Source organism: Streptomyces sp. NPDC056835 (assembly GCF_042789485.1).
Taxonomy (GTDB): Bacteria; Actinomycetota; Actinomycetes; order Streptomycetales; family Streptomycetaceae; genus Streptomyces.
Genome location: NZ_JBHUBB010000006.1, coordinates 40,927 through 61,056, shown reverse-complemented (window position 1 = coordinate 61,056; position 20,130 = coordinate 40,927). Strand labels below are relative to the sequence as shown.

General features: G+C 70.9%; 17 protein-coding genes and 1 pseudogene. 9 read left to right on the top strand and 9 right to left on the bottom strand.

From position 1 onward, the window contains the following. Window positions 1–193 precede the first annotated feature (193 nt). Complete coding sequence (locus tag ACFRMN_RS08750; RefSeq protein WP_383015408.1) at window positions 194–1,108, top strand: S1 family peptidase; 915 nt, start codon at window positions 194–196, stop codon at window positions 1,106–1,108. Between the two features lie 111 nt (window positions 1,109–1,219). Here the strand turns inward: ACFRMN_RS08750 and ACFRMN_RS08745 are convergent, their stop codons facing one another. Continuing rightward, window positions 1,220–1,450 (bottom strand): hypothetical protein, encoded by a 231-nt coding sequence (locus ACFRMN_RS08745; RefSeq protein ID WP_383015405.1) that lies wholly within the window; start codon window positions 1,448–1,450, stop codon window positions 1,220–1,222. A 220-nt stretch (window positions 1,451–1,670) separates the two neighbouring features. Here ACFRMN_RS08745 and ACFRMN_RS08740 point away from each other — a divergent pair, with 220 nt between their 5' ends. Continuing rightward, on the top strand, window positions 1,671–2,864 hold the full coding sequence (locus tag ACFRMN_RS08740; protein WP_383015402.1) for a hypothetical protein: 1,194 nt from the start codon (window positions 1,671–1,673) through the stop codon (window positions 2,862–2,864). Between the two features lie 49 nt (window positions 2,865–2,913). Here ACFRMN_RS08740 and ACFRMN_RS08735 read toward each other — a convergent pair whose 3' ends face one another. Continuing rightward, complete coding sequence (locus tag ACFRMN_RS08735; protein ID WP_383015399.1) at window positions 2,914–3,345, bottom strand: TIGR03668 family PPOX class F420-dependent oxidoreductase; 432 nt, start codon at window positions 3,343–3,345, stop codon at window positions 2,914–2,916. 16 nt (window positions 3,346–3,361) lie between these two features. Then, entirely contained in the window at window positions 3,362–4,186 is an 825-nt protein-coding gene (locus tag ACFRMN_RS08730; protein WP_383015396.1) for an LLM class F420-dependent oxidoreductase, read from the bottom strand. A gap of 497 nt (window positions 4,187–4,683) precedes the next feature. Here ACFRMN_RS08730 and ACFRMN_RS08725 point away from each other — a divergent pair, with 497 nt between their 5' ends. Continuing rightward, on the top strand, window positions 4,684–6,345 hold the full coding sequence (locus ACFRMN_RS08725) for an ATP-binding cassette domain-containing protein (RefSeq protein WP_383015393.1): 1,662 nt from the start codon (window positions 4,684–4,686) through the stop codon (window positions 6,343–6,345). 232 nt (window positions 6,346–6,577) lie between these two features. Next, window positions 6,578–7,573, top strand: a complete 996-nt coding sequence (locus ACFRMN_RS08720; RefSeq protein ID WP_383015391.1) for an alpha/beta hydrolase — start codon at window positions 6,578–6,580, stop codon at window positions 7,571–7,573. 155 nt (window positions 7,574–7,728) lie between these two features. On the opposite strand, the gene ACFRMN_RS08715 is transcribed toward ACFRMN_RS08720, so the two are convergent. From ACFRMN_RS08715 to ACFRMN_RS08690, 6 genes and pseudogenes are all read right to left on the bottom strand, one after another. Then, a complete protein-coding gene (locus tag ACFRMN_RS08715) occupies window positions 7,729–9,210 on the bottom strand; it encodes an MFS transporter (RefSeq protein WP_383015388.1) in 1,482 nt (493 codons plus the stop codon). A 250-nt stretch (window positions 9,211–9,460) separates the two neighbouring features. After that, a pseudogene (locus tag ACFRMN_RS08710) lies at window positions 9,461–9,757 on the bottom strand (nucleotidyltransferase domain-containing protein); the annotation flags it as partial. A 201-nt stretch (window positions 9,758–9,958) separates the two neighbouring features. Then, the gene (locus tag ACFRMN_RS08705; RefSeq protein WP_383015385.1) at window positions 9,959–11,164 is read right to left on the bottom strand and encodes a cysteine desulfurase-like protein; all 1,206 of its coding nucleotides are present in this window, start codon (window positions 11,162–11,164) and stop codon (window positions 9,959–9,961) included. Window positions 11,165–11,258: 94 nt separating this feature from the next. Then, on the bottom strand, window positions 11,259–11,762 hold the full coding sequence (locus ACFRMN_RS08700; protein ID WP_383015382.1) for an O-acetyl-ADP-ribose deacetylase: 504 nt from the start codon (window positions 11,760–11,762) through the stop codon (window positions 11,259–11,261). A 124-nt stretch (window positions 11,763–11,886) separates the two neighbouring features. Continuing rightward, the gene (locus ACFRMN_RS08695; RefSeq protein WP_383015379.1) at window positions 11,887–12,717 is read right to left on the bottom strand and encodes a RimK family alpha-L-glutamate ligase; all 831 of its coding nucleotides are present in this window, start codon (window positions 12,715–12,717) and stop codon (window positions 11,887–11,889) included. Next, window positions 12,714–13,676: a RimK family alpha-L-glutamate ligase gene (locus tag ACFRMN_RS08690; RefSeq protein WP_383015376.1), complete on the bottom strand. Its 963-nt coding sequence runs from the start codon at window positions 13,674–13,676 to the stop codon at window positions 12,714–12,716. Before ACFRMN_RS08690 ends, ACFRMN_RS08695 begins: the two co-directional genes overlap by 4 nt. A gap of 243 nt (window positions 13,677–13,919) precedes the next feature. On the opposite strand from ACFRMN_RS08690, the gene ACFRMN_RS08685 reads away from it, so the two are divergent. The 5 genes from ACFRMN_RS08685 to ACFRMN_RS08665 all read left to right on the top strand — a co-directional run bounded on the left by ACFRMN_RS08685 (window position 13,920) and on the right by ACFRMN_RS08665 (window position 20,044). Next, on the top strand, window positions 13,920–14,492 hold the full coding sequence (locus ACFRMN_RS08685; protein WP_383015373.1) for a winged helix-turn-helix transcriptional regulator: 573 nt from the start codon (window positions 13,920–13,922) through the stop codon (window positions 14,490–14,492). After that, complete coding sequence (locus ACFRMN_RS08680) at window positions 14,489–15,685, top strand: thiolase family protein (protein WP_383015371.1); 1,197 nt, start codon at window positions 14,489–14,491, stop codon at window positions 15,683–15,685. The genes ACFRMN_RS08685 and ACFRMN_RS08680 overlap by 4 nt, the downstream gene beginning before the upstream one ends. Window positions 15,686–15,781: 96 nt before the next feature. Beyond that, window positions 15,782–17,440, top strand: coding sequence for an FAD-dependent oxidoreductase (locus tag ACFRMN_RS08675; protein ID WP_383015368.1), 1,659 nt, complete (start codon window positions 15,782–15,784; stop codon window positions 17,438–17,440). Beyond that, window positions 17,437–18,945 carry an ATP-binding protein gene (locus ACFRMN_RS08670; protein ID WP_383015365.1) on the top strand — a complete coding sequence of 503 codons (1,509 nt, stop codon included), beginning with the start codon at window positions 17,437–17,439 and terminating at the stop codon, window positions 18,943–18,945. The genes ACFRMN_RS08675 and ACFRMN_RS08670 overlap by 4 nt, the downstream gene beginning before the upstream one ends. Window positions 18,946–19,075: 130 nt before the next feature. Then, the gene (locus ACFRMN_RS08665) at window positions 19,076–20,044 is read left to right on the top strand and encodes a polysaccharide lyase family 1 protein (protein WP_383015362.1); all 969 of its coding nucleotides are present in this window, start codon (window positions 19,076–19,078) and stop codon (window positions 20,042–20,044) included. The last annotated feature ends 86 nt before the right edge of the window (window positions 20,045–20,130 follow it).

The window sequence follows — 20,130 nt, the reverse complement described above, 5'->3', positions numbered from 1 at the left end:
GCCGCCCGGTGTCCGGCCGACGAGCCCGAGGCACGGCCAAAAGGCGCCCTTGCGCGTCGAGTTGAGGCCCCCGATACTCCCGAGCAACACCGGTCGGGGGCGCGCGGTCCGGCCGGAGTGCACGGCCGCCCACGCCGCGCCTCACGGGCCCGTATCCCTCCGAGGGCCCCCGATTCCCCGGGAGAATCCCCACGTGAGGATCAAGCGCACCTCTCACCGTGCCCGCACCTCCAGACATTCCCGTCTGCTCGCCGTCGCCACGGGACTCGCCGCCGCCGTGGCGCTCGCGGTCCCCGCCGCGAACGCCGCGAACGCCGGGAGCGTCACCGACACGTCCGCCGCGAGCGGGCTCGCCGCCGTCGCCGACGCGGTCCTGGACGCCGGTGTGGCGGGCACCGCCTGGTACGCCGACCCCGCGGCCGGCACCGTGGTCGTCACCGTGGACAGCACCGTATCCGCCGCGCGGACCGCCGCGATCGAGCGCGCCGCGGGCCCCGACGCCGGTGCTCTGCGCATCGAGCGCACAGCCGGCCGGCTCTCACCCCAGCTCTCCGGCGGTGACGGCATCTACTCCGCGGGCGCGCGCTGCTCGGCCGGCTTCAATGTCGTCAGCGGCAGTACGTACTACTTGGTGACCGCGGGACACTGCACCAGCGGCGGGTCAACCTGGTACACGAACGCCACACAGACCACGCTCATCGGCTCAACCGTCGGGTCCAGCTTCCCCAACCATGACTACGGCCTCGTCCGCTACACCAACCCCGCGGTCCCCGTCTCCGGCACCGTCGGAAGCGTCGACATCACCGGCGCGGCCAATGCCACCGTCGGCATGCCCGTCACCTTCCGCGGCGCGGTCTCCGGCGTCGTCAGCGGGGTCGTCACGGGTCTCAACACCACGGTGAACTACGGCAACGGCGACATCGTCAACGGTCTGATCGCCACCAACATCTGCACACAGCCCGGCGACAGCGGCGGAGCTCTCTACTCGGGCAATCGCGCCATCGGTGTGCTCTCGGGCGGCAGCGGAGACTGCTCCAGCGGCGCGGGAGGGTCGTACTTCCAGCCGATCATCCCGGTGCTGAACGCGTACGGCGTCAGCGTCTACTGACCGGTCCCGGGCTTCCGCCGCGACGGGGATCGAGCCGGCCCACGTCGCGCGAAACGCCGACCGCCCCCTGCGCTCGGCGCAGAGGGCGGGGCGGCAACGGCGGGGCGGACGTCAGAGGTGGAGGAAGCCGAACCAGCCCTCGGCCTCGAACGCCGAGAACTCGGCCTCGGTGATTCCCGCGTCGCCGCCCAGGTTTTCGTAGTGACCCGAGCCGCCCGCCGCCCCGAAGCCGCCCGCCGCAGCGGTCGCCTCGTGATCTTCCCAGGCGAACGCCGAACTGGCGCCACCCAGCAGAGCGGTGGCGGCGAGGGCGGTGGCGGCGAGCGCCGTACGGATACGCATGTGAGCTCCCTACGTCGGGTGAAGCGAACATCGGATGCATGCCCTGGTATACCGCCTTTTCGACAAAATCTGGGACTATGTCACTCGCTCGGCCCAGCAAAACAGGACAAGCGGCTTCCGCTGTGATGCGGGGTTTCAAAGTCCTGCCGGCCGCCCCGTCGCCCGGGGCCAGGCACGGCGAGCTGGTCCGGTCCTGACCGTCCCGGCTACGATCGCCCTCGTGGCCGACGGGATAATGGGGGCGTTCACCGGTATGTTCCGGGGACGCAGGCGCGAGGACGAGATCGCTCAAGTCGACGCGGAGATCACCGCGTTCGGGGAGGCCCTTGCCCAACACTCCTTCGTGCCACGCCGGCACGCCGACGACCAGGCGCTCCTCGCCGATTACGAACGGGCTTTGGACGCGTACGAGCAAGCCAAGCGGGACTTCGTCGGCGACCGGAACCTCCGGGACGCCGCGGATGTGATGCGCGCCCTCGACGAGGGGCGGCACGCGCTCGCTTGTGTGGAGGCGGTGGCCGCCGGCCGGGCCCGCCCCGAGCGGCGTCCGCTCTGCTTCTTCGACCCCCGCCACGGGCCGTCCACCGGGGAGATCCAGTGGGCACCGCCCGAGGGAGCGGCCCGGACGGTCGCCGTGTGCGCGGCCGACGCGATACGCCTGTCCGAGGGCATGCCGCCCATCGACACCGGGCGCCGGGAGCCGACCGCGCAGCGCCCGGAAGTCCGGCAGAGCGCACCCCCGACCGCCTCCGCCGTACAGACGCCCCGGACCGGACGGCGGCCCGGCCCCCGCCCGCCCGTGACCTCGGGGCAGCGGCTCCCGCCCCGGCCGTCCGACCCGTACGACACCTGGCCCGAGGACACAGGCGTACCGCAACGCCGGGAGGGCCGGGGCGCCACCGGACTCCAGCTGGTACGGACCGACCCCCGGAAGCCCGCGCTGCTGGTGTTCCACCTCGGCCGGACGAACGGATCCTGGGTCGAGTTGACCAGTCCGGCCGGCCGCGGCGGAAAGCCCAGGACGATCCTCACGCACGGCTCCGCTCTGTCCCGGGTGATCGTCCCCGTGGAGGCCGACGGTCAGGAGCGGATACGGATCCAGGCACACACCCGGGGCGCGTGGCGGGCCTGGCTCCATTCACTGGAGCGCGTTCCGGTCCTGGAGGACGAGTTGCGCGCCCACGGCTCCTACGTCTTCCGTTGCCTCGGCGGCCGGACACCGCTGCGCGTCACCCAGCACGACGGGAGCGCGTTCTCGCTCCACGAACTCCGCCCGGACCTCACGCTCGGGCGCTCCTTGGTCGAGGGCGAGGGGGCGCTCACGGCAGTGGCCACCCCGAAGAAGCATGACCTGCTGTATGTACAGTCGCGGGCGTCCTGGACCATCACGCGGGTCGGAAGTCCGCGGAACTGACCGCTGTTCGGCCAGGCCTCTCGTCGGGGACTCCCGGCAGAGATTCCCGTCAGGTGGCGTGCCATCCGGACCAGCGGGTCACCGCGATCTCCACCACGGGTCCTTCCGGCGGGCGGTCGGCGTACTGCCGCCGGTACTTCCGCGTCAGCAGGCTGACGTATCGCGCGGACGCCGCCGAGTCCGCGGCCGGTGGCAGAACGGTGGCCGTTCCGTCCGCGCGCGCCCACCACAGGCGGTCCCAGTCCTCGTCGTAGCCGTCGACGAGGAGGCAGACCTCGGGGTGGGCGCGGATATTGGCCAGCCGCTTCAACCGGGTCGACCGCTTCGGCTTGTGGTCCACCGCGAAGGCCACGGTGTCGCCGGTGAGCGCGAAGACCGCGGGGACCAGGTGCGGGTGGCCGGAGGCCCCGACGGTCGCGAGGCGGGCGATCCGGGCCCGGGCGAAGTGTTCCCGGGCCTGGCCGCTCGTCATCCTCGGCATCGCGGCGTCCGACGGCTCACCGGAAGCGTTCCGCTACGCCGGCGATCTCGTCCAGGTACGTCAGCGTCCCGGCCTCCGGCATCGTCGGCAGATAGAACAGCAGCCGCTCCACATCGAGCCGCGTGTACCGCTCGACGAGCTCGGGCTCCTTCTCCACCGCGTAGACGGTCACCGGCACCTCCCGGCCCGCGACGCTCCGCATCCGTTCGATCTTCGGCGCCAGCTCCTCGGCCCCGGTGCTGTTGGCCAGCCAGGCGTCGCCGAAGGAGGCCACGCGCTTGAAGGCCCCCTCGCCGCCGCCCACGTAGATGGGCGGGTGAGGGCGCTGGACCGGCTTCGGCCACGAGTAGACCGGATCGAAGTCGACGAACTCCCCGTGGAACTCGGCCTTCTCCTTCGTCCACAGCTCACGCATGGCTTGCAGCCGCTCGTCCACGAGGCGGCCACGGGTGCGCGGGTTCGCGCCGTGGTTCTCCATCTCCTCCTCGTTCCAGCCGATGCCGATCCCGAAGAGAAATCTGCCGCCGGAGACGAGGTCCAGGGACGCCACCTCCTTGGCCGTGATGATCGGGTCCCGCTCGACCACCAGGGCGATGCCGGTGCCCAGCAGGATCCGCTCGGTCACCGCGGCGGCCGCGCTGAGCGCGACGAACGGGTCGAGGGTGCGGTAGTAGATCTCCGGCAGCTCGCCGCCGCCGGGGTACGGCGTACGGCGGTCCACCGGGATATGGGTGTGCTCGGCGATGAACAAGGAGTCGAGTCCTCGCTCCTCGATGGCGCGCCCCAGCGTGGTGGGCGCGATGCCCTGGTCGGTGATGAAGGTCGATACACCGAACTTCACAGCGGCTCCCTCGGATTCCGGGTTCTCGGGGGTGGTGGATCGGTCGCGGATTCGCGGGATTCACGGGGTCCGCGAACTCGCGGTCAAGGGCCACGTACCCCGATCGGTCCCGGCACAACAGTCCGTACGGCCGACCGGGCGAGCAGAGCGCGCGGCGACCGGGGAAACACTGCCGGACAGACCCCGCCGCCGACGTGGCTTTGCCTTTCGCCGGACGGGTCGCTATGGTTTCCGACGGTCCTGTTGTCTCCGATTGAGGTGGACGTTGCGCATCTGAGGTTCGCGATCACCCCGCCGTACGGCTCTCGCCGTACGTCTGTCACGTAGCAGCGGCATTTCGTGCCGCCCGTGACACACGCGTGGAAGCGACCTCGGTGCAGGGAGCCGTCCTCTCCGTCTCCCGGACCGCCGTACCCTCCCTTTTCTCGGTTTGGTCGCCGCGTGGTGCTCGCATACGAAGCCCCCCGTCCACCGCGCTTTCGACTGCGAGAATCCCCATGGCCCTACCCATCATTCCCAGCGCCTCCCTGACCTGCTCCGCCCTGTCCTTCCAGTGGCCCGACGGCACCACCGTCTTCGACGGGCTGTCCCTCACCATCGGCCGGGGCCGCACCGGTCTCGTCGGTGCCAATGGCACAGGCAAGTCCACACTGCTGCGGCTGCTGGCCGGCCTGCTGCGCCCTTCCCAGGGGTCGGTGAGCGCGGGCGGCAGCCTCGCCCACCTTCCCCAGAACGTCACTCTCGACACGGCACTGCGCGTCGACGAGGCACTGGGCATCTCCGAGCGGCGCGGCGCGCTGCGCGCCATCGAGGCCGGAGACGTCCGCGAAACACACTTCGAGACGATCGGTGACGACTGGGACGTCGAGGAACGCGCCCTGGCGACGCTGGGCTCTCTCGGCCTCGGCGACGTTGAACTCGACCGCACCGTGGGCCAGATGTCCGGCGGGGAGACCGTCCTGCTGCGGCTGGCGGCCCTGCTGCTGGAGCGTCCCGACATCCTCCTGCTGGACGAGCCGACCAACAACCTCGACCTGTCCGCGCGCCGCAGACTGTACGACGCCGTCGACTCCTGGCGCTCCGGTGTGCTCGTCGTCGTCAGCCATGACCTCGAACTACTCGAACGCGTGGACCGTATCGCCGAACTGCGCGCAGGATCCGTGAGCTGGTACGGAGGCGGCTGGTCCGCCTACCGGGAAGCTCTGGCCACGGAGCAGGAAGCGGCCGGGCGGATGCTGCGGGCCGCGGAGGCGGACGTACGCCGGCAGAAGCGCGAGCTGGAAGAGACCCTGGTCAAGGTGGCCCGGCGGCAGCGGCACAGCAAGAAGATGGACGCCCAGCGGCGGGCCCCGAGGATCGTGGCGGGCGAACGGAAACGTAACGCGCAGGAATCGGGGGACAAGCTGCGCGGCCTGCACGAGGACCGGCTCAATGAGGCGCGCGAGCGCCGGGAGGAGGCCGCGGACGCGATCCGTCACGACGCGGAGATCCGCGTGAGCCTTCCGCATACGGCCGTGCCCGCGGGCCGCACTGTCCTGAGCCTGCGTGAGCTGCGTCCCCGGTTCGGCAGGCTGCGCGAGGGAAACCTCCAGGTGCACGGGCCCGAGCGGATCGCGCTGGTCGGGCGGAACGGCGCGGGCAAGACCACGGTGCTGCGCACGCTCACCGGGGAGTTGGCTCCGCTGTCCGGCGAGGCCAGGACGTTCGTACCGCTACGGTTTCTGCCGCAGCGTCTGGATGTGCTGGACGACGAGCTGAGCGTCGCGGCGAATGTGGCCCGGCTGGCTCCCGGGGTGACCGACAACCACATCCGCGCCCAGCTCGCGCGGTTCCTGTTCAAGGGTGCGCGCGCCGAGCAGCCGGCGGGCACACTCTCGGGCGGAGAACGCTTCCGCGCCGCGCTCGCGGCGACGATGCTCGCCGCGCCGGCCCCGCAGCTGCTGATGCTGGACGAGCCGACCAACAGCCTCGACACGGCCAGTGTGCGACAGCTGACGAGCGCGCTCGCGTCGTACGAGGGCGCACTCCTGATCGCCAGCCACGATCTGCCGTTCCTCGAAGCGGCCGGCATCACCCGCTGGCTGCTCCTCACGGAAGAACTCCAGGAAACCACCGCGGAAGAGGTCCGCGGTCTGCTGGAGGCGCCGGAAGCAGGCTGACGCGGTCACGTCGGCGGCCCTCTCGTACGGAGGACCCCTCCTCCGTACACCTCACGATGGTCGTCGATCTGCGTCTTCGCCCAGGCGGGCTGCGTTCGTGGCACAACTGCGCGCTCTGGGCGCGCGGGCGACGCGCAGGCGGCGGTTCGGTTCCTCCATCGACGCCGCGTGCGGGCAGCTCCACGCCCGGTATCCCGTTTCCGCCCGAGAGAGGAAAAGCATGAAGGACAACATGAACGACACACGGTCCCGGCCCGTGCCCTTCGACTCCGAACTGGCCGCGGCGTTGGACGCGATGGGTGACCTTCGCGATGGCTTCCCGCCGGCACCGGCCCTGGTTCCCAGGTGGAGGGCCGAGCAGGCCGGCGCGATGCAGGACTCGACGCCGGAGGAGCTGCGCGGCGACGGTCGCTTCGAGGTGTACGAGCGGAGGGTCCCGGGGCCGCACGGAGCCCCGGAGATCTCACTGCTCGTGGCCCGTCCCACGGGTCTGGACGGAGCGGCACCGGTCATCTATCACGTGCACGGTGGCGGAATGATCGGCGGCAACAACCGTTCGGGCATGGCCGTCATCCTGCGGGAGTGGGCCGAGCCGCTGGGCCTCGTCGTGGTATCCGTCGAGTACCGCCTCGCACCCGAGCACCCTCATCCGGCTCCGGTGGAGGACTGCTACGCCGGTCTGCTGTGGGTCGCCCGGCACGCCGGGGAGATCGGCGGGGACCCTGACCGGATCATCGTGGCCGGCGGCAGCGCGGGGGGTGGTCTCACCGCCGCCCTCGCCCTGATGACCCGCGACCGCGAGGGCCCGCGGATCATCGGTCAGTTGGCGATGTGTCCCATGCTCGACGACCGCAACAACACTCCGTCGTCCCACCAGATGACGGGGCGCGGGCTGTGGGACCACCATGCCAACGAAGTCGGCTGGACATGCCTGCTGGGCGCGGCGCGCGGCGGGGCCGACGTGCCACCGTACGCGGCCCCCGCCCGGGCGCGCGATCTGTCCGGCCTGGCTCCCGCCTTCATCGACGCGGGCGCCGCCGAGACCTTCCGCGACGAGGCGGCCGACTACGCGACCCGGATCTGGCAGGCGGGAGGCGAGGCGGAACTGCATATCTGGCCGGGTGCCTTCCACGGCTTCGATCAGCTGGCTCCTGACGCCGCGGTTTCCCGGGACGCGCGAGAGGCCAGGGTCCGCTGGCTGCGGCGCGTTCTCAACCGCTCGTTCTGAATCTCTCGTTCTGAATCTCTCGTTCTCAACCGCTCGTTCTCAACGCTCGTTCTCCATCTCCATCATCCGGGCACAGGAAATCCCGGCCGGGTCGGGGGCGCACCTCAGTGGGTGCGCCCCCGAGCGCGCCTTCACCGGCGCCCCCACTCGGCTGCTCAGGTCTTGCGGATCGCGGCGAGCAGTGCCGGTGAGTGGTAGGCCGTCGAGGGCCCGGCCAGCCAGGATTCGAGATCCGGTGGCTCGGGGCGGGCGCCGCCCAGGGCGTAGAGGGCCACCAGAAGCAGCGCGCCGATCACAGTGAGCGCGAGTGTGATCCCCACGACGAGGTGGAAGCCGTCCGCCAGGCCGATGGTCAGGGCGATGTGCAGCAGGACGGGGCCGACCAGGAACGCCGCTTCCGATCGCAGCAGTTCGACCAGAGCGAAGGTCGGACCGATCTGTGCCGACGGTACGGAGAAGCCGGCCAGGAACAGTCCCGGCGTCACGCCCGCGCCCGCGCCGAAACCCAGGAAGAGCGCGGCGACGGGGACGACCACGGAGGCGTTCGCCGTGGACGCGGTCAGCAGGACGCCGGCGCCGATGGCCACGCTGACGGTGCCCGACAGAGCCAGATACGGGGTCCAGCGGGTCGACACCAGCCGCCGGAACAGGACGGCGGCCACGAACACGCCGACGATCTGGGGCGTGACGAGCACCCCGACGCGTAGCGGCGCGTAGTGCGCCTCCCTGGTCAGAAAGGCCTCGGTCAGTTCCAGCAGCGAGGTGAAGCACGCGCCGACGAGCATCGCGTTGACCATTCCGACGACCGGCAGTGTGTTGCTGATGGGCCGCACCGGCATCAGCGGAGCGGTCTTTTTGTACTGGCCTCCCACCAGAAGTACGCCGCAGATCAGGCCGCACACGACCGGCACAAAGAACGCGGGGTCGCTGAACGATCCGCGGGTCAGCCAGGAGACGCCGAAGAACGGCAGCGCGGTGGTGGCGAGCGCGAGCGGGATGGCGGACCAGTCGAACCTCGCCCGGCGGGCCGGCGGTTCGTTGCCCTCGAACGTCAGGGCGCCGACGGTCAGTCCGATCGCCGCCAGCGCGGCGAGGCCCGCGAACAGACCCCGCCAGCCGCCCAGACTGCCGACGAGCCCGCCCACCAGTGGCCCGAAGGCCACCATGCCGAACAGCCCGAGACTGACAACGGCCGCGGTCGTCCGAAGCCGCTCGACGGGGTGTCCGGTGACCAGCGGTGGCAGCGCCGCGACCAGCAGCATGCCGGTGAACAGGCCCTGAAGCACCACACCGGCCGTGAACAGGCCGGCGTCCGGCGCGCTGAGCGCCAGCACCGAACTGAGTACGAAGGCCGCCTCACAGATGAGGTAGATCCGGCGCCGTGCCACCCGCTGGACGAGGTCCGCGGCGGCCACCGCGCCGAAGGCGTACGCCGCGTTCGACATGCCGCTCGCGATCTGGAGCTCGAACGCGGTGGCGCCGATGTCCCCCATGATCCGCGGTTCCGCCAGGGAGGTGGCCGTGGTGAGGATCAGATACGGGCTCAGCGCGAGCAGTGAGAGCGCCACCGCCGCGGGATAGCGCCCGGCCAGCGGAATCCGGCTGAACAGACGCGGCGAGGGTGAGCTGAACCGCAAGGACGCCTCCGGGGCCGAGAGGGAAGGACCGCGGACCCTTCGCGCGCCGTGCACCGGCCTCTGTGCCGTCCTCGTGGTGCGCCGCCCGAGGTCCGGCCGGGTCGCCGGCTCAGCGTACGTCCGTACGCCGCGCGCCCGGGACTGACACGCCAGCGCCGAGACACGTCCACGGGCGACCCATCGGCGCTCCGTCCGCCATGCGCCGGCTCAGTCGTCCGGGAGGCCGCCGCACGGATGGTCCACGGCGAACGCGCAGCCACTCACCGTACTGAAACGCGCAACGCGGCGGGTAACTCCACGGGTTGACGTCGGATTGGACGACGACGGTCAACTCGACGGGACGAGCGGGGCCGCGCCGGGCCTTCCGGCCTGAGATCTCCAGCAGCCCGTCGACAAGTGCGCGTCGCTCCCGTGCCGCTGTGTGCCGCCGGACGACGACGAACACATCGATGTCGCTGTGCGGCCGCAGACCACCGAGGACGGCGGAGCCGTGCAGGTAGCCGCCGATGACGTCGGCGCCGAGCACCTTGTGAACCAGGCGAACGATGTCGTCGGTCCCTGGACCGGTCCCTGGACTGGTGCCTGGACCGGTATCCGCACCTGTCACTGGGCGTCCCTTCGTACGAGATACAGCCGCGGCGACGGCAAAGGGGGCAGGGGCCTACGTCGTCCGCATCGTGGGCAACCGACTGCCACGGACCCAACGGGTTTCCGGTGAAACGACGTTCGGCGGCGACGGCGTCACCCGTCAGTCCTCCAGTTCCGCGACGGCCGCCAGCAGCCGGTCCACGTCCGAGCGGTCGTTGTAGTGCACCAGCCCGGCCCGTACCGCGCCGCCGGTGTCCCGGAGCCCCAGCGCGCCGGCCAGTTCCCAGGCGTAGCAGTGCCCGTCCCAGACATTCACCCCGCGGGCGGCCAACCGCTCGGAGACCTCTCTCGGCGTGTGGCCCGCCACCCGGAAGTAGACGGTCGCGGTGCGGTGCGCGGGCTCGCCGTAGAGCGTGACCCCGGGCAGCTCCGCCAGCCCCCGCCGCAGCACGGCGAACAGCTCGCGTTCGGACGCCTCCACGGCGGCCATCGACCGGAGCAGTCGCTCGCGCCGGTCACCCGGAGCGGGGCCGGCGAGGGCGGCCAGATGGTCGACGGCGGCCGTGACCCCGGCCAGGTCCGCGAAGGGCGCCGTGCCGGTCTCGAACCGGGACGGCACGGCGACCGGCGAACAGACCAGTTTGTCCGGGCTCAGTGACTCCAGCAGTCGCGGGTCCGCCGCCACCGCGCCGATATGCGGACCTGACCACTTGTAGGCGCTCGTGGCGTAGAAGTCCGCGCCCAGCAGTCCGACATCGACGGGGCCGTGCGGGGTGGCGTGGACCCCGTCCACGAACGTCAGGGCGCCGGCCGCGTGCGCCTTGGCCGTGATGGCCGCGACATCGGGACGGGTGCCGAGGATATTGCTGGCCGCCGTCACCGCGACCAGGCGGGTACGGTCGCCCAGCAGCGTGTCGTACTGCTCCACCGGCAGTTCGCCGGTCGCCGGGTCGGCCTCGGCCCACCTGACGACCACGCCCGCGCGGGCCGCCGCCTGGAGCCAGGGCCTGATGTTCGCGTCGTGGTCGAGCCGCGAGACCACGATCTCGTCACCGGGCCGCCAGGTCGAGCCGAGAGCCTGGGAGAAGCGGTAGATGAGCGACGTGGTGTTCGGGCCGAGGACAATGCCTTCGGGGACCCCGCCGACCAGATCGGCGACGGCTCGGCGACATTCGGCGACGATCTCTCCCGCGCGCCGACTGGCCGCGAACGAGCCGCCCACATTGCCGATCCCGGACCGGTAGGCGTCCGTGATGGCGTCGATGACGGCGGTCGGCACCTGTGTGCCGGCCGCGCCGTCGAGATAGGCCGTACCGTCGCTGAGCGCGGGATAGGACGCGCGTACCGCTGCCACGTCGAACGTCATGGCCGTGGGCTCCTCTCGCTGATGACTCGTGCCGGCCCCAGCCTGGCGTGGACCGGGCCGTACGGGAAGTGCCGGATCCGGTCCTGGAGGCGCGTCACTCCGCGAGGGCGGCTGTCAGCAGGTCGTATGTCCCCCGGTCGAAGGCGATGAGCCGGATCAGCTCGACAGAGGTCGGTGACGATCCGAGGGTGGCGACGGCGATCCGCGCCGCCTCCTCCGCCGGGAACCCGTAGACACCGGTGGAGATGGCCGGAATGGCGATGGTTCTGACGCTCAGTTCGTCGGCGACCTCAAGGCAGCGGCGATAGCAGGAGGCGAGGACCTCGGCCTCGCCCTGCTGTCCGCCCGTCCAGACCGGACCGACCGTATGGATCACATGCGTGACCGGTGGGTCGAGGTCGAAGGCGGGGGTCGCCATCGCGTCGCCGGGCCGGCACGGCCCGATCGCGGCGCCCGCTTCGGCCAGCCGCCGCCCGGCCGCCCGGTGAATCGCGCCGTCCACACCGCCTCCGCCCATCAGCGACTCGTTCGCCGCCGCGACGATGGCGTCCACGTCCTGGCGCGTGATGTCACCCTGTACGACCTCGATCAGAGCCATGCGCCCGATGATGCCACCGAACCCGGCGGATTCCCTCCGCGGCGTGTTCGTCGACACCGGCGAGGCCGGGCGCCGTCGCTACGGCATGCCCGAGGTGTGCGGCGCACCGGCACAATGTCGCCGGTCAGCGTGCCCGCCGCCCGGAGCGCCGGGCCGCCCGTAGCGCAAGGGCCGCGAGGGCTTCCGGGGCGCCCTTCTGGCCGCGTATCCCGGGAAACGCGTTGATGTCCACGATCAGTGGGGTGCCGTCTCCCGCGTCGATCACATCGACGCCGTACACCTCCAGCGCGAAGACGGAACCGACCGTGCGCGCCAAGTCCTGCCAGCCGTGGGGCAGCTCGCCGAGTTCGAGCGGGAGCGTCGGACCTCGCTCGCCCTCGGCCAGTTCCGAGCGGCGCAGGGCGGCGAAGACCTGGCCGTCGATCACCCAGAGCTTGTGGTCCCAGCCGCTGTTCGCGCTGAACTCCTGGACCACTACCGGCTCCTGGGCCCAGTCGGAGCGCAGTGCGCGTAGCCGCGCGGCGTTGTCGACCCGGGTGACGAGGTCGTGCCGTCGGCTGTGCCGGCTCTTGACGACCAGCGGATACGGCAGGTCCCGCTCGTCGGCGAGTCCGGCCAGGCTCACCACGGTCCGGGTGTCCGCGAACGGCAGCCCGGCGCGCCGGGCCAGGCCGGCCATCTCCGTACGGTCCTGGCACAGCGCCGTCGCCGCGGCCGAGTTCAGCACCGGGATTCCACGTTCCTCGAAGGATCCGGCCAGGGCCAGCGCCCGCGGTGTCCGTGCTTTCAGCAGATAGACGTCGGCGAGCGGGCCGGGAGCGGCCGGGTCTCCGGTCGAGCCGTCGCTCTGCGACTCCGGGTCGATCGACTCCACCTCGTGGCGGGGGGTCAGCAGCGCGGTCATGGCGGCCAGCACCGGGTGGCCGGGCCGGGAGGTGAGCAGACAGATCCTCATCCGGCCTCACCCGCCGTCGCGGGTATCCGGAACGGCACCCCGGCGGACGTCAGGAGCGATACGCGCTCCGGCACCGCCGTCGGAGCGGACTCGGACACGGGCTCCGGCAGCGGGAACGGGCCAACCGCCGCCGCGCCACGGGCGGTGCCGCCCGTACGCGCCAGCTCAAGGACCGCCCTCGCCACGCGCGCCGTCGCGTCCGGCACGCGTCGGAAGCTCGGGAAGTCGTTCACATCGACGATCACCGGACCGTCCGGGCCCAGCAGCACATCCACACCGAACAGATCGAGCCCGTAGATCTCACCGGCCTCGGCGACCATCCCCGCCACCTCCGCCGACAGCGGAACGGAACGCTCCCGCTGGGGCTGCCCGGGGTGAAGCGGTGAGGACCGTTCCGTCGCGAACAGCTCGCCGCCCACCCCGTACACCTTCAGATCGACGCCCGAGTTGGGTATGTACGGCTGGGCTATCAGCATCCCCTCCTCCGACAGCCCGGCGCTCGCCGCCGCCAGCCGGTCCGGCGACCGCACCAGCCGTACGCCCCGCCCGGAACTCCCCTCGGCGGGCTTGACCACCAGCGGGAACGCCGCGGCGGGAAGCTCCGCCAGCAACTCGGGCCGCGCGACGGCGTATGTCTCGGGAACCGGAAGTCCCCGGCTGTGGCCGACCACCGCCGCCGCCACCTTGTCCCGTACGCCACGGATCGACCGCGCGTCGTTCACCGTCGTCAGCCCGACCGCCGCGGCGGCCTCCAGCAACGCCAGCCCCGGCCCCCCGGACACCGTCTTCAGCACCCACGCGTCATGACCGCCGGCCCGTACGACCTCCGACAGCCGCAGCAGTGACGTGCCCGGCCGCACCACGTCCACCCGGTGCCCCCAGCCGACGAGTTGACCGATCACCTCCACCGGCATGCCGTCGAACCGGTACTGCTCCTCCACCACAAAACAGAGTCTCATCGGCCCTCCCCGCAACCCCCGGACACCAACGGACAGCTGACATCTCGGAGACCATGATCTGCCCCACCGTAATCGGGCCCGTCACCAGCCCCGCCGTCCCATCCGGCGCCCTGACCGCCCTGACCGCCCTGACCGCCCGGGCCGCCCTGACCGCCCGACAGGGTCCGCTGCCGAGGTAATGGGGCCACGGGTCACGACGTCACCTGACTACACATAAATGTAGCCAGGGAGTAGCCTGGAGCCATGATGTCCGAGACGTCCGATGCGGTGACTCCGACCGGTCTCCTGGCCGACCGGGAACGAGAGGGCAGTGGGGGGTGGTGCCCCCTGGAACGGGCACTGGGCGTCGTCGGCACCCGGTCGGCGATGCTCCTCGTGCGCGAGGGGTTCTACGGCGCCCGGCGGTTCGACCAACTGGCCCGCCGCGCCGGAATCACGGAGACCGTGACGGCCAAGAGGCTGCGCGCACTCGTCGGCATCGGCGTCTTCGAACGCGTCCCCTACCGGGAGGCGGGACAGCGCACCCGCCACGAGTACGTCCTCACCGACATGGGGCGCGCGCTCTTCCCCGTACTCGCCTCGTTGATGAACTGGGGCGACTCCTATCTGGCGGACGCGAGCGGCGGCATCAGCTGGACGCACAGCGGCTGCGGCGCCGGCATCGAACCACGGGTGCGGTGCGCGGAAGGCCATGACGTCGCCATCGGCGAGACGTCCGCCGTCGCCACGATCGCCACGCGGCGTCCCGACCGGGCAGCCGACCGGAAACCGGCCCGCGACGAAGCGGGGCGGGAAGAACGGCAGGGAGAGTCATGACGGAAGCTGTCATCGTTGACGCGGTCCGCACCCCGATAGGGAAGGGCAAACCGGGTGGTTCTCTGTCCGGGCTGCACCCCGTGGACCTGCATGCCCACGCTCTTCGCGCCCTGGTCGACCGTACGGGAATCGATCCCGGGCTGATCGACGACGTGATCAGCGGGGCAGTAGGCCAGATCGGGCCGCAGAGCATGAACACCGCCCGCTGGGCCGCGCTCGCGGCCGGATTTCCGGAGTCCGTCCCCGCGGTCACTGTCGACCGGCAGTGCGGCAGCAGCCAGCAGGCCGTCCACTTCGCAGCTCAGGGAGTGATCAGCGGGGCGTACGACATCGTCATCGCGTCCGGTGTCGAGTCCATGAGCCGTGTCCCGATCGGCAGCCAGATCGCGGGCCAGGATCCCTTCGGTGCCGCCGTCGCCGAGCGCTATCCGGAAGGACTCATACCGCAGGGCGTCAGCGCCGAGCTCATCGCGGCCCGCTGGGGGCTTTCCCGTACGCGGCTGGACGCCTTCGCCGCCGAGAGCCATCGACGCGCGGCGGCGGCCTGGAGCGCCGGTCTGTTCGACGCGGAGGTAGCACCGGTCAAGACCACGGGCGTCGACGGCACGCCGGTCGAGGCGACCCGGGACGAATCGATCCGTCCCGGCACCACCACGGAAGTGCTGAGCGCTCTCGAACCGGCCTTCCGCGGCGAGCACTGGGCCGAGCGCTTCCCTTCGATCGGCTGGCATATCACCGCCGGTAACTCTTCGCCGATCAACGACGGGGCCGCCGCCGTACTGATCACCAGCGACGAGACCGCCGCCCGCCTGGGGCTGCGTCCACGCGCCCGGCTCCACTCCTTCGCGGTCACCGGGGACGACCCCGTCCTGATGCTGACCGGCATCATCCCGGCCACTGAGAAGGTGCTGCGGCGCGCCGGTCTCTCCCTGGACGACATCGACGCCTTCGAGGTCAATGAGGCGTTCACCAGTGTCGTCCTGGCCTGGCTGGCCGAGACCGGTGCCGATCCGCGGAGGGTCAATGTCAACGGCGGCGCCACGGCGATCGGCCATCCGCTCGGGGCGAGTGGCGCGCGGCTGATGACGACGCTGCTCTCCGTGCTGGAACAGACCGGCGGGCGGTTCGGCCTCCAGACGATGTGCGAGGCCGGAGGGCTGGCGAACGCGACGATCATCGAACGGCTCGTCTGAGCGGCCTGCGTACGCCATGTGTCTGGAGGCGGAGCGGGCGGGCGCTCGTAGACTGTTTCTTTGAAGGCCGTTTCGTCCTCAGGCGATGGTGATGGCATGGCGAACCCGACGATCTTGACCGTCGATGACGATCCAGCGGTCTCCAGAGCGGTCGCCCGCGATATCCGGCGCAGATACGGCGGCCAGTACCGGGTCGTACGCGCCGTCTCCGGGGCGGAGGCGCTGGAGGCGCTGCGCGAGATCAAGCTGCGTGGTGAACGGCTCGCGGTCATGCTCGCCGACTACCGGATGCCGCAGATGAACGGCATCGAGTTCCTTGAAGCGGCGATGGACCTCTTCCCGCTCGCGCGACGCGTACTGCTGACGGCGTACGCGGACACGGGCGCGGCCATAGACGCGATCAATGTCGTCGATCTGGATCACTACCTCCTCAAACCGTGGAATCCGCCGGAGGAGCATCTGTACCCGGTGATCGACGAGCTGCTGGACGCCTGGGCGACCACCCCGGATCCGGGCATCACCGAGACCCGGGTGGTGGGGCATCGCTGGTCCGCCCCGTCCTTCGCCGTACGTGACTTCCTCGCCCGCAATCTGGTGCCGTACCGGTGGCTGCCCGCCGACGAGCCCGAGGGCGCCCGGCTGCTGGCCGCCGCGGGAGTGGCCCCCGGCGAGGTACCGCTGGTGGTCACCGCCGACGGCACGTCGCTGGTGGCACCGGCGGAGAAGGAGCTCGCCGCGCATGTCGGCCTGAGCACCGTCCCGACCTCGGACTTCTACGATCTCGTGGTGGTCGGCGGCGGACCGGCCGGGCTCGGCGCCGCCGTGTACGGCGCGTCCGAGGGGCTGCGTACGGTACTGGTCGAGCGCGAGGCGACCGGCGGGCAGGCGGGGCAGAGCAGCAGGATCGAGAACTATCTCGGGTTCCCCGACGGTGTCTCCGGAGCCCAGCTGACCGACCGCGCCCGCCGCCAGGCGCTGAAGTTCGGCGCCGAGATCCTCAGTGCCCGCGAGGTCGTCGGGCTGGACGCGGCCGGCTCGGGCCGGGTGGTGCGGTTCGGGCAGGGCAGCGCCATCACCGCCCATACGGTGGTGCTCGCCACCGGCGTGTCGTACCGCCGCCTGGCGACCTCCAGCCTGGACGAGTTCACCGGAGCGGGGGTCTTCTACGGGTCCACCGTCACCGAGGCGTCCACCTGCTCGGGCGAGGAGGTGTACTTGGTGGGCGGCGCCAACTCGGCCGGGCAGGCGGCCGTGTATCTCTCCCGGTACGCGCGGCAGGTGCACCTGCTGATCAGGGGCGCCGATCTGACCGGTTCGATGTCCAGCTATCTGATCGAGCAGATCAGCGACATCGACCACATCGTCGTCCACCCCTGGACCGAGGCGGTCGGCGGGAAGGGAGACGGCCATTTGCAGCAGCTCACGCTGCGGGACGTCCGGTCGGGGGCGACGGACTCGGTCGACTCGTCCTGGCTGTTCGTGTTCATCGGCGCCGAGCCGCGTACGGAGTGGCTGGAGGGCGTGGTCGAGCGCGACGCGCGGGGGTTCGTGATCACCGGCCCCGATCTGGTGACCGACGGGCGGCGGCCGGCCAACTGGACGCTGCCGAGGGACCCTTACCACCTGGAGTCCAGCGTGCCGGGGGTGTTCGCGGCCGGTGACGTCCGTGCCGCGTCGCTCAAACGGGTCGCCTCCGCCGTCGGTGACGGCGCGATGGCCATTTCCCTGGTCCACCGCTACTTGGAGTCACAGTGAGTGCTTCGAACCGTTTGACGCCGGCGGAACTGCGCACCTTGTTCCTGTTCGAGGCGCTCGACGAGAACCAGCTGGCCTGGCTGTCGGAGCGGGGCAGGGTCGAGCAGCGGACGGGCGGAAGCGCCGTCTACACCGAGGGTGAGCCGGCCACCTGCTTCTTCGTGCTGCTCAGCGGTGCTGTGACGCTCAGCCGGCGGCTGCACGGTGACGAGATCGAGGTCACCAGGACCGACCGGCGCGGTGTCTACAGCGGGGCGACCCAGGCGTACCTCGGTAACCGTGTCGACCAGGTCTATCCGAACACACTGCGGGCCATCAGCGACGCGGAGTTCTTCGCCCTGCCGGCCGATGAGTTCGCCGCCGCCATACGCAGCTGGTTCCCGATGGCGCTCCATCTGCTGGAAGGGCTCTTCTTCGGGTCGCGCGCGGCGGACACGATCCTGGGTGAGCGGGAGCGGCTGGTCGCGTTGGGGGCGCTGTCCGCCGGCCTCACCCATGAACTCAACAATCCGGCCGCGGCGGCGGTGCGGGCCACCGAGGCGCTGCGCGAGCGGGTGGCCGGGATGCGGCACAAACTCGCCCTGATCGCGGACGGCCGGCTGGACGGCACCCGGCTGCGCGAACTGGTGGAGCTCCAGGACGCGGCGGTCAAGCAGGCCGCCGCGGCATCCCCTCTGCCGGCGCTGGACGCCTCGGACGCCGAGGACGAGCTCACCGACTGGCTCGATGAGCACGAGGTGGCCACCCCCTGGGATGTGGCGCCCGTCCTGGTCTCCGGAGGGGTCAATGTGTCATGGCTGGCGTCGGTCGCCGAGGCGGTGGGCGAGGACCATCTGGACTCGGCGGTGCGCTGGCTGGCGTACACCATCGACACCGAGCTCCTGATGGGGGAGATCGATGACGCCGTGACCCGTGTCTCGGACCTGGTCGGGGCGGCTAAGCAGTACTCCCAGCTGGACCGGGCTCCCCATCAGGTCGTGGATGTGCACGCGCTGCTCGACGCCACGCTGACGATGATGCGGGCGAAGATCCCCGCCGGGATCCGGGTGGTCAAGGAGTACGACCGTACGCTGCCGCCGATCCCGGCGTTCGGCGCCGAGCTGAACCAGGTGTGGACGAATCTGATCGACAACGCGGTCGACGCCATGGAGGGAGAGGGCACGCTCACGCTGGGGACGAGGAGGGAGGGCGACCGGCTGTTCGTGGAGGTGACGGACACCGGGAGCGGTATTCCCCCGGAGGTAAGGCCGCGGATCTTCGAACCGTTCTTCTCCACGAAGTCGGTGGGTGAGGGCACCGGCCTGGGCCTGGACATCTCGTACCGCATCGTCGTCAACAAGCACCACGGTGACATCAGGGTGGATTCACAGCCGGGGCGTACCCGGTTCCAGGTGTGCCTGCCGATCACTCCGGCCGCCGATCCGGCTGACCCGGCCGACCCGGCCGCCGATCCGGCTGACACGGCTGACACGGCCGGCTCCGCCGGATCCGCTGCCGGGGAGTGACCTCCGCCGGTCACCGGGCCTGTCCCTCGCGGACCGGCAACCTTTCCGTCCTCGTCGGCGACAAGAGGGTGAACGTCCCGGGCGCACAGCGCCCGTCCCCCCCTCCTTGCCCTCGAAGGGACACACCTCCATGTCCACGATCATCAGCCGGCGTCGCCTGGCGGCCCTGTTCGCCTCCACCGTCGCCGTCGCCGCCCTCGGCGCGATACCGCAGCAGTCCGCCATCGCCGCGGAGACCGGGCCTGTCGGCTTCGGCGCGGGCACCACCGGCGGCGGCAGCGCGACGCCCGTCACCGTCAGCACGCTTGCCGCGTTCACCTCCGCCGTCGCGGGTGAGTCCGCGAAGGTCGTCCGGGTCTCCGGGCTGATCACGCTCAGCGGCCAGGTCGACATCGGCTCCAACACCACGGTGCTGGGGGTGGGTTCTGAGTCGGGCTTCACCGGTGGCGGACTGCGCGTCAAGGAATCGACCAATGTCATCATCCGCAATCTCCGGATCAGCAAGCCCGTCGCGCCCGCCGACGGCATCACCGTGCAGAAGTCCACGAAGGTGTGGATCGATCACAACGCCTTCTCGGCGGACCGCGACCACGACAAGGACTACTACGACGGCCTGCTGGACATCTCGCACGCGTCCGACCACGTCACGGTCTCCTGGAACACGTTCAAGGACCACTTCAAGGGCTCGCTCGTCGGTCACAGCGACAACAACAGCGGTGAGGACACCGGGCACTTGCGCGTGACGTACCACCACAACCAGTTCAGCAACGTCTACTCGCGCCTGCCCAGCCTCCGCTTCGGCACCGGCCACTTCTACGACAACTACGTCCAGGGTGCCGAGACCGCCTGCCATTCCCGGATGGGGGCGCAGATGCTCGTCGAGAACAATGTCTTCCGCGACACGAAGGTCGCGGTGACCACGAACCGCAGCAGCGATGTGGACGGCTACGCGGTGCTGCGCGGTAACGACCTCGGGGGCGCCGCCACCGAGGTCTCCCAGACCGGCTCCTTCACCGCACCGCCGTACAGCTACACGGCCGAACCGGCGTCGAGTGTCGTCGCCTCGGTGACGGCGGGTGCGGGAACGGGGAAGATCTGACGCACGCCGCGGCCCGAGGCGTCCCGTACCGGGGCCACCGCCGGAAAACGGCTTTCCGGGTACGGCGACGGCGTGGCAGGGTCGGC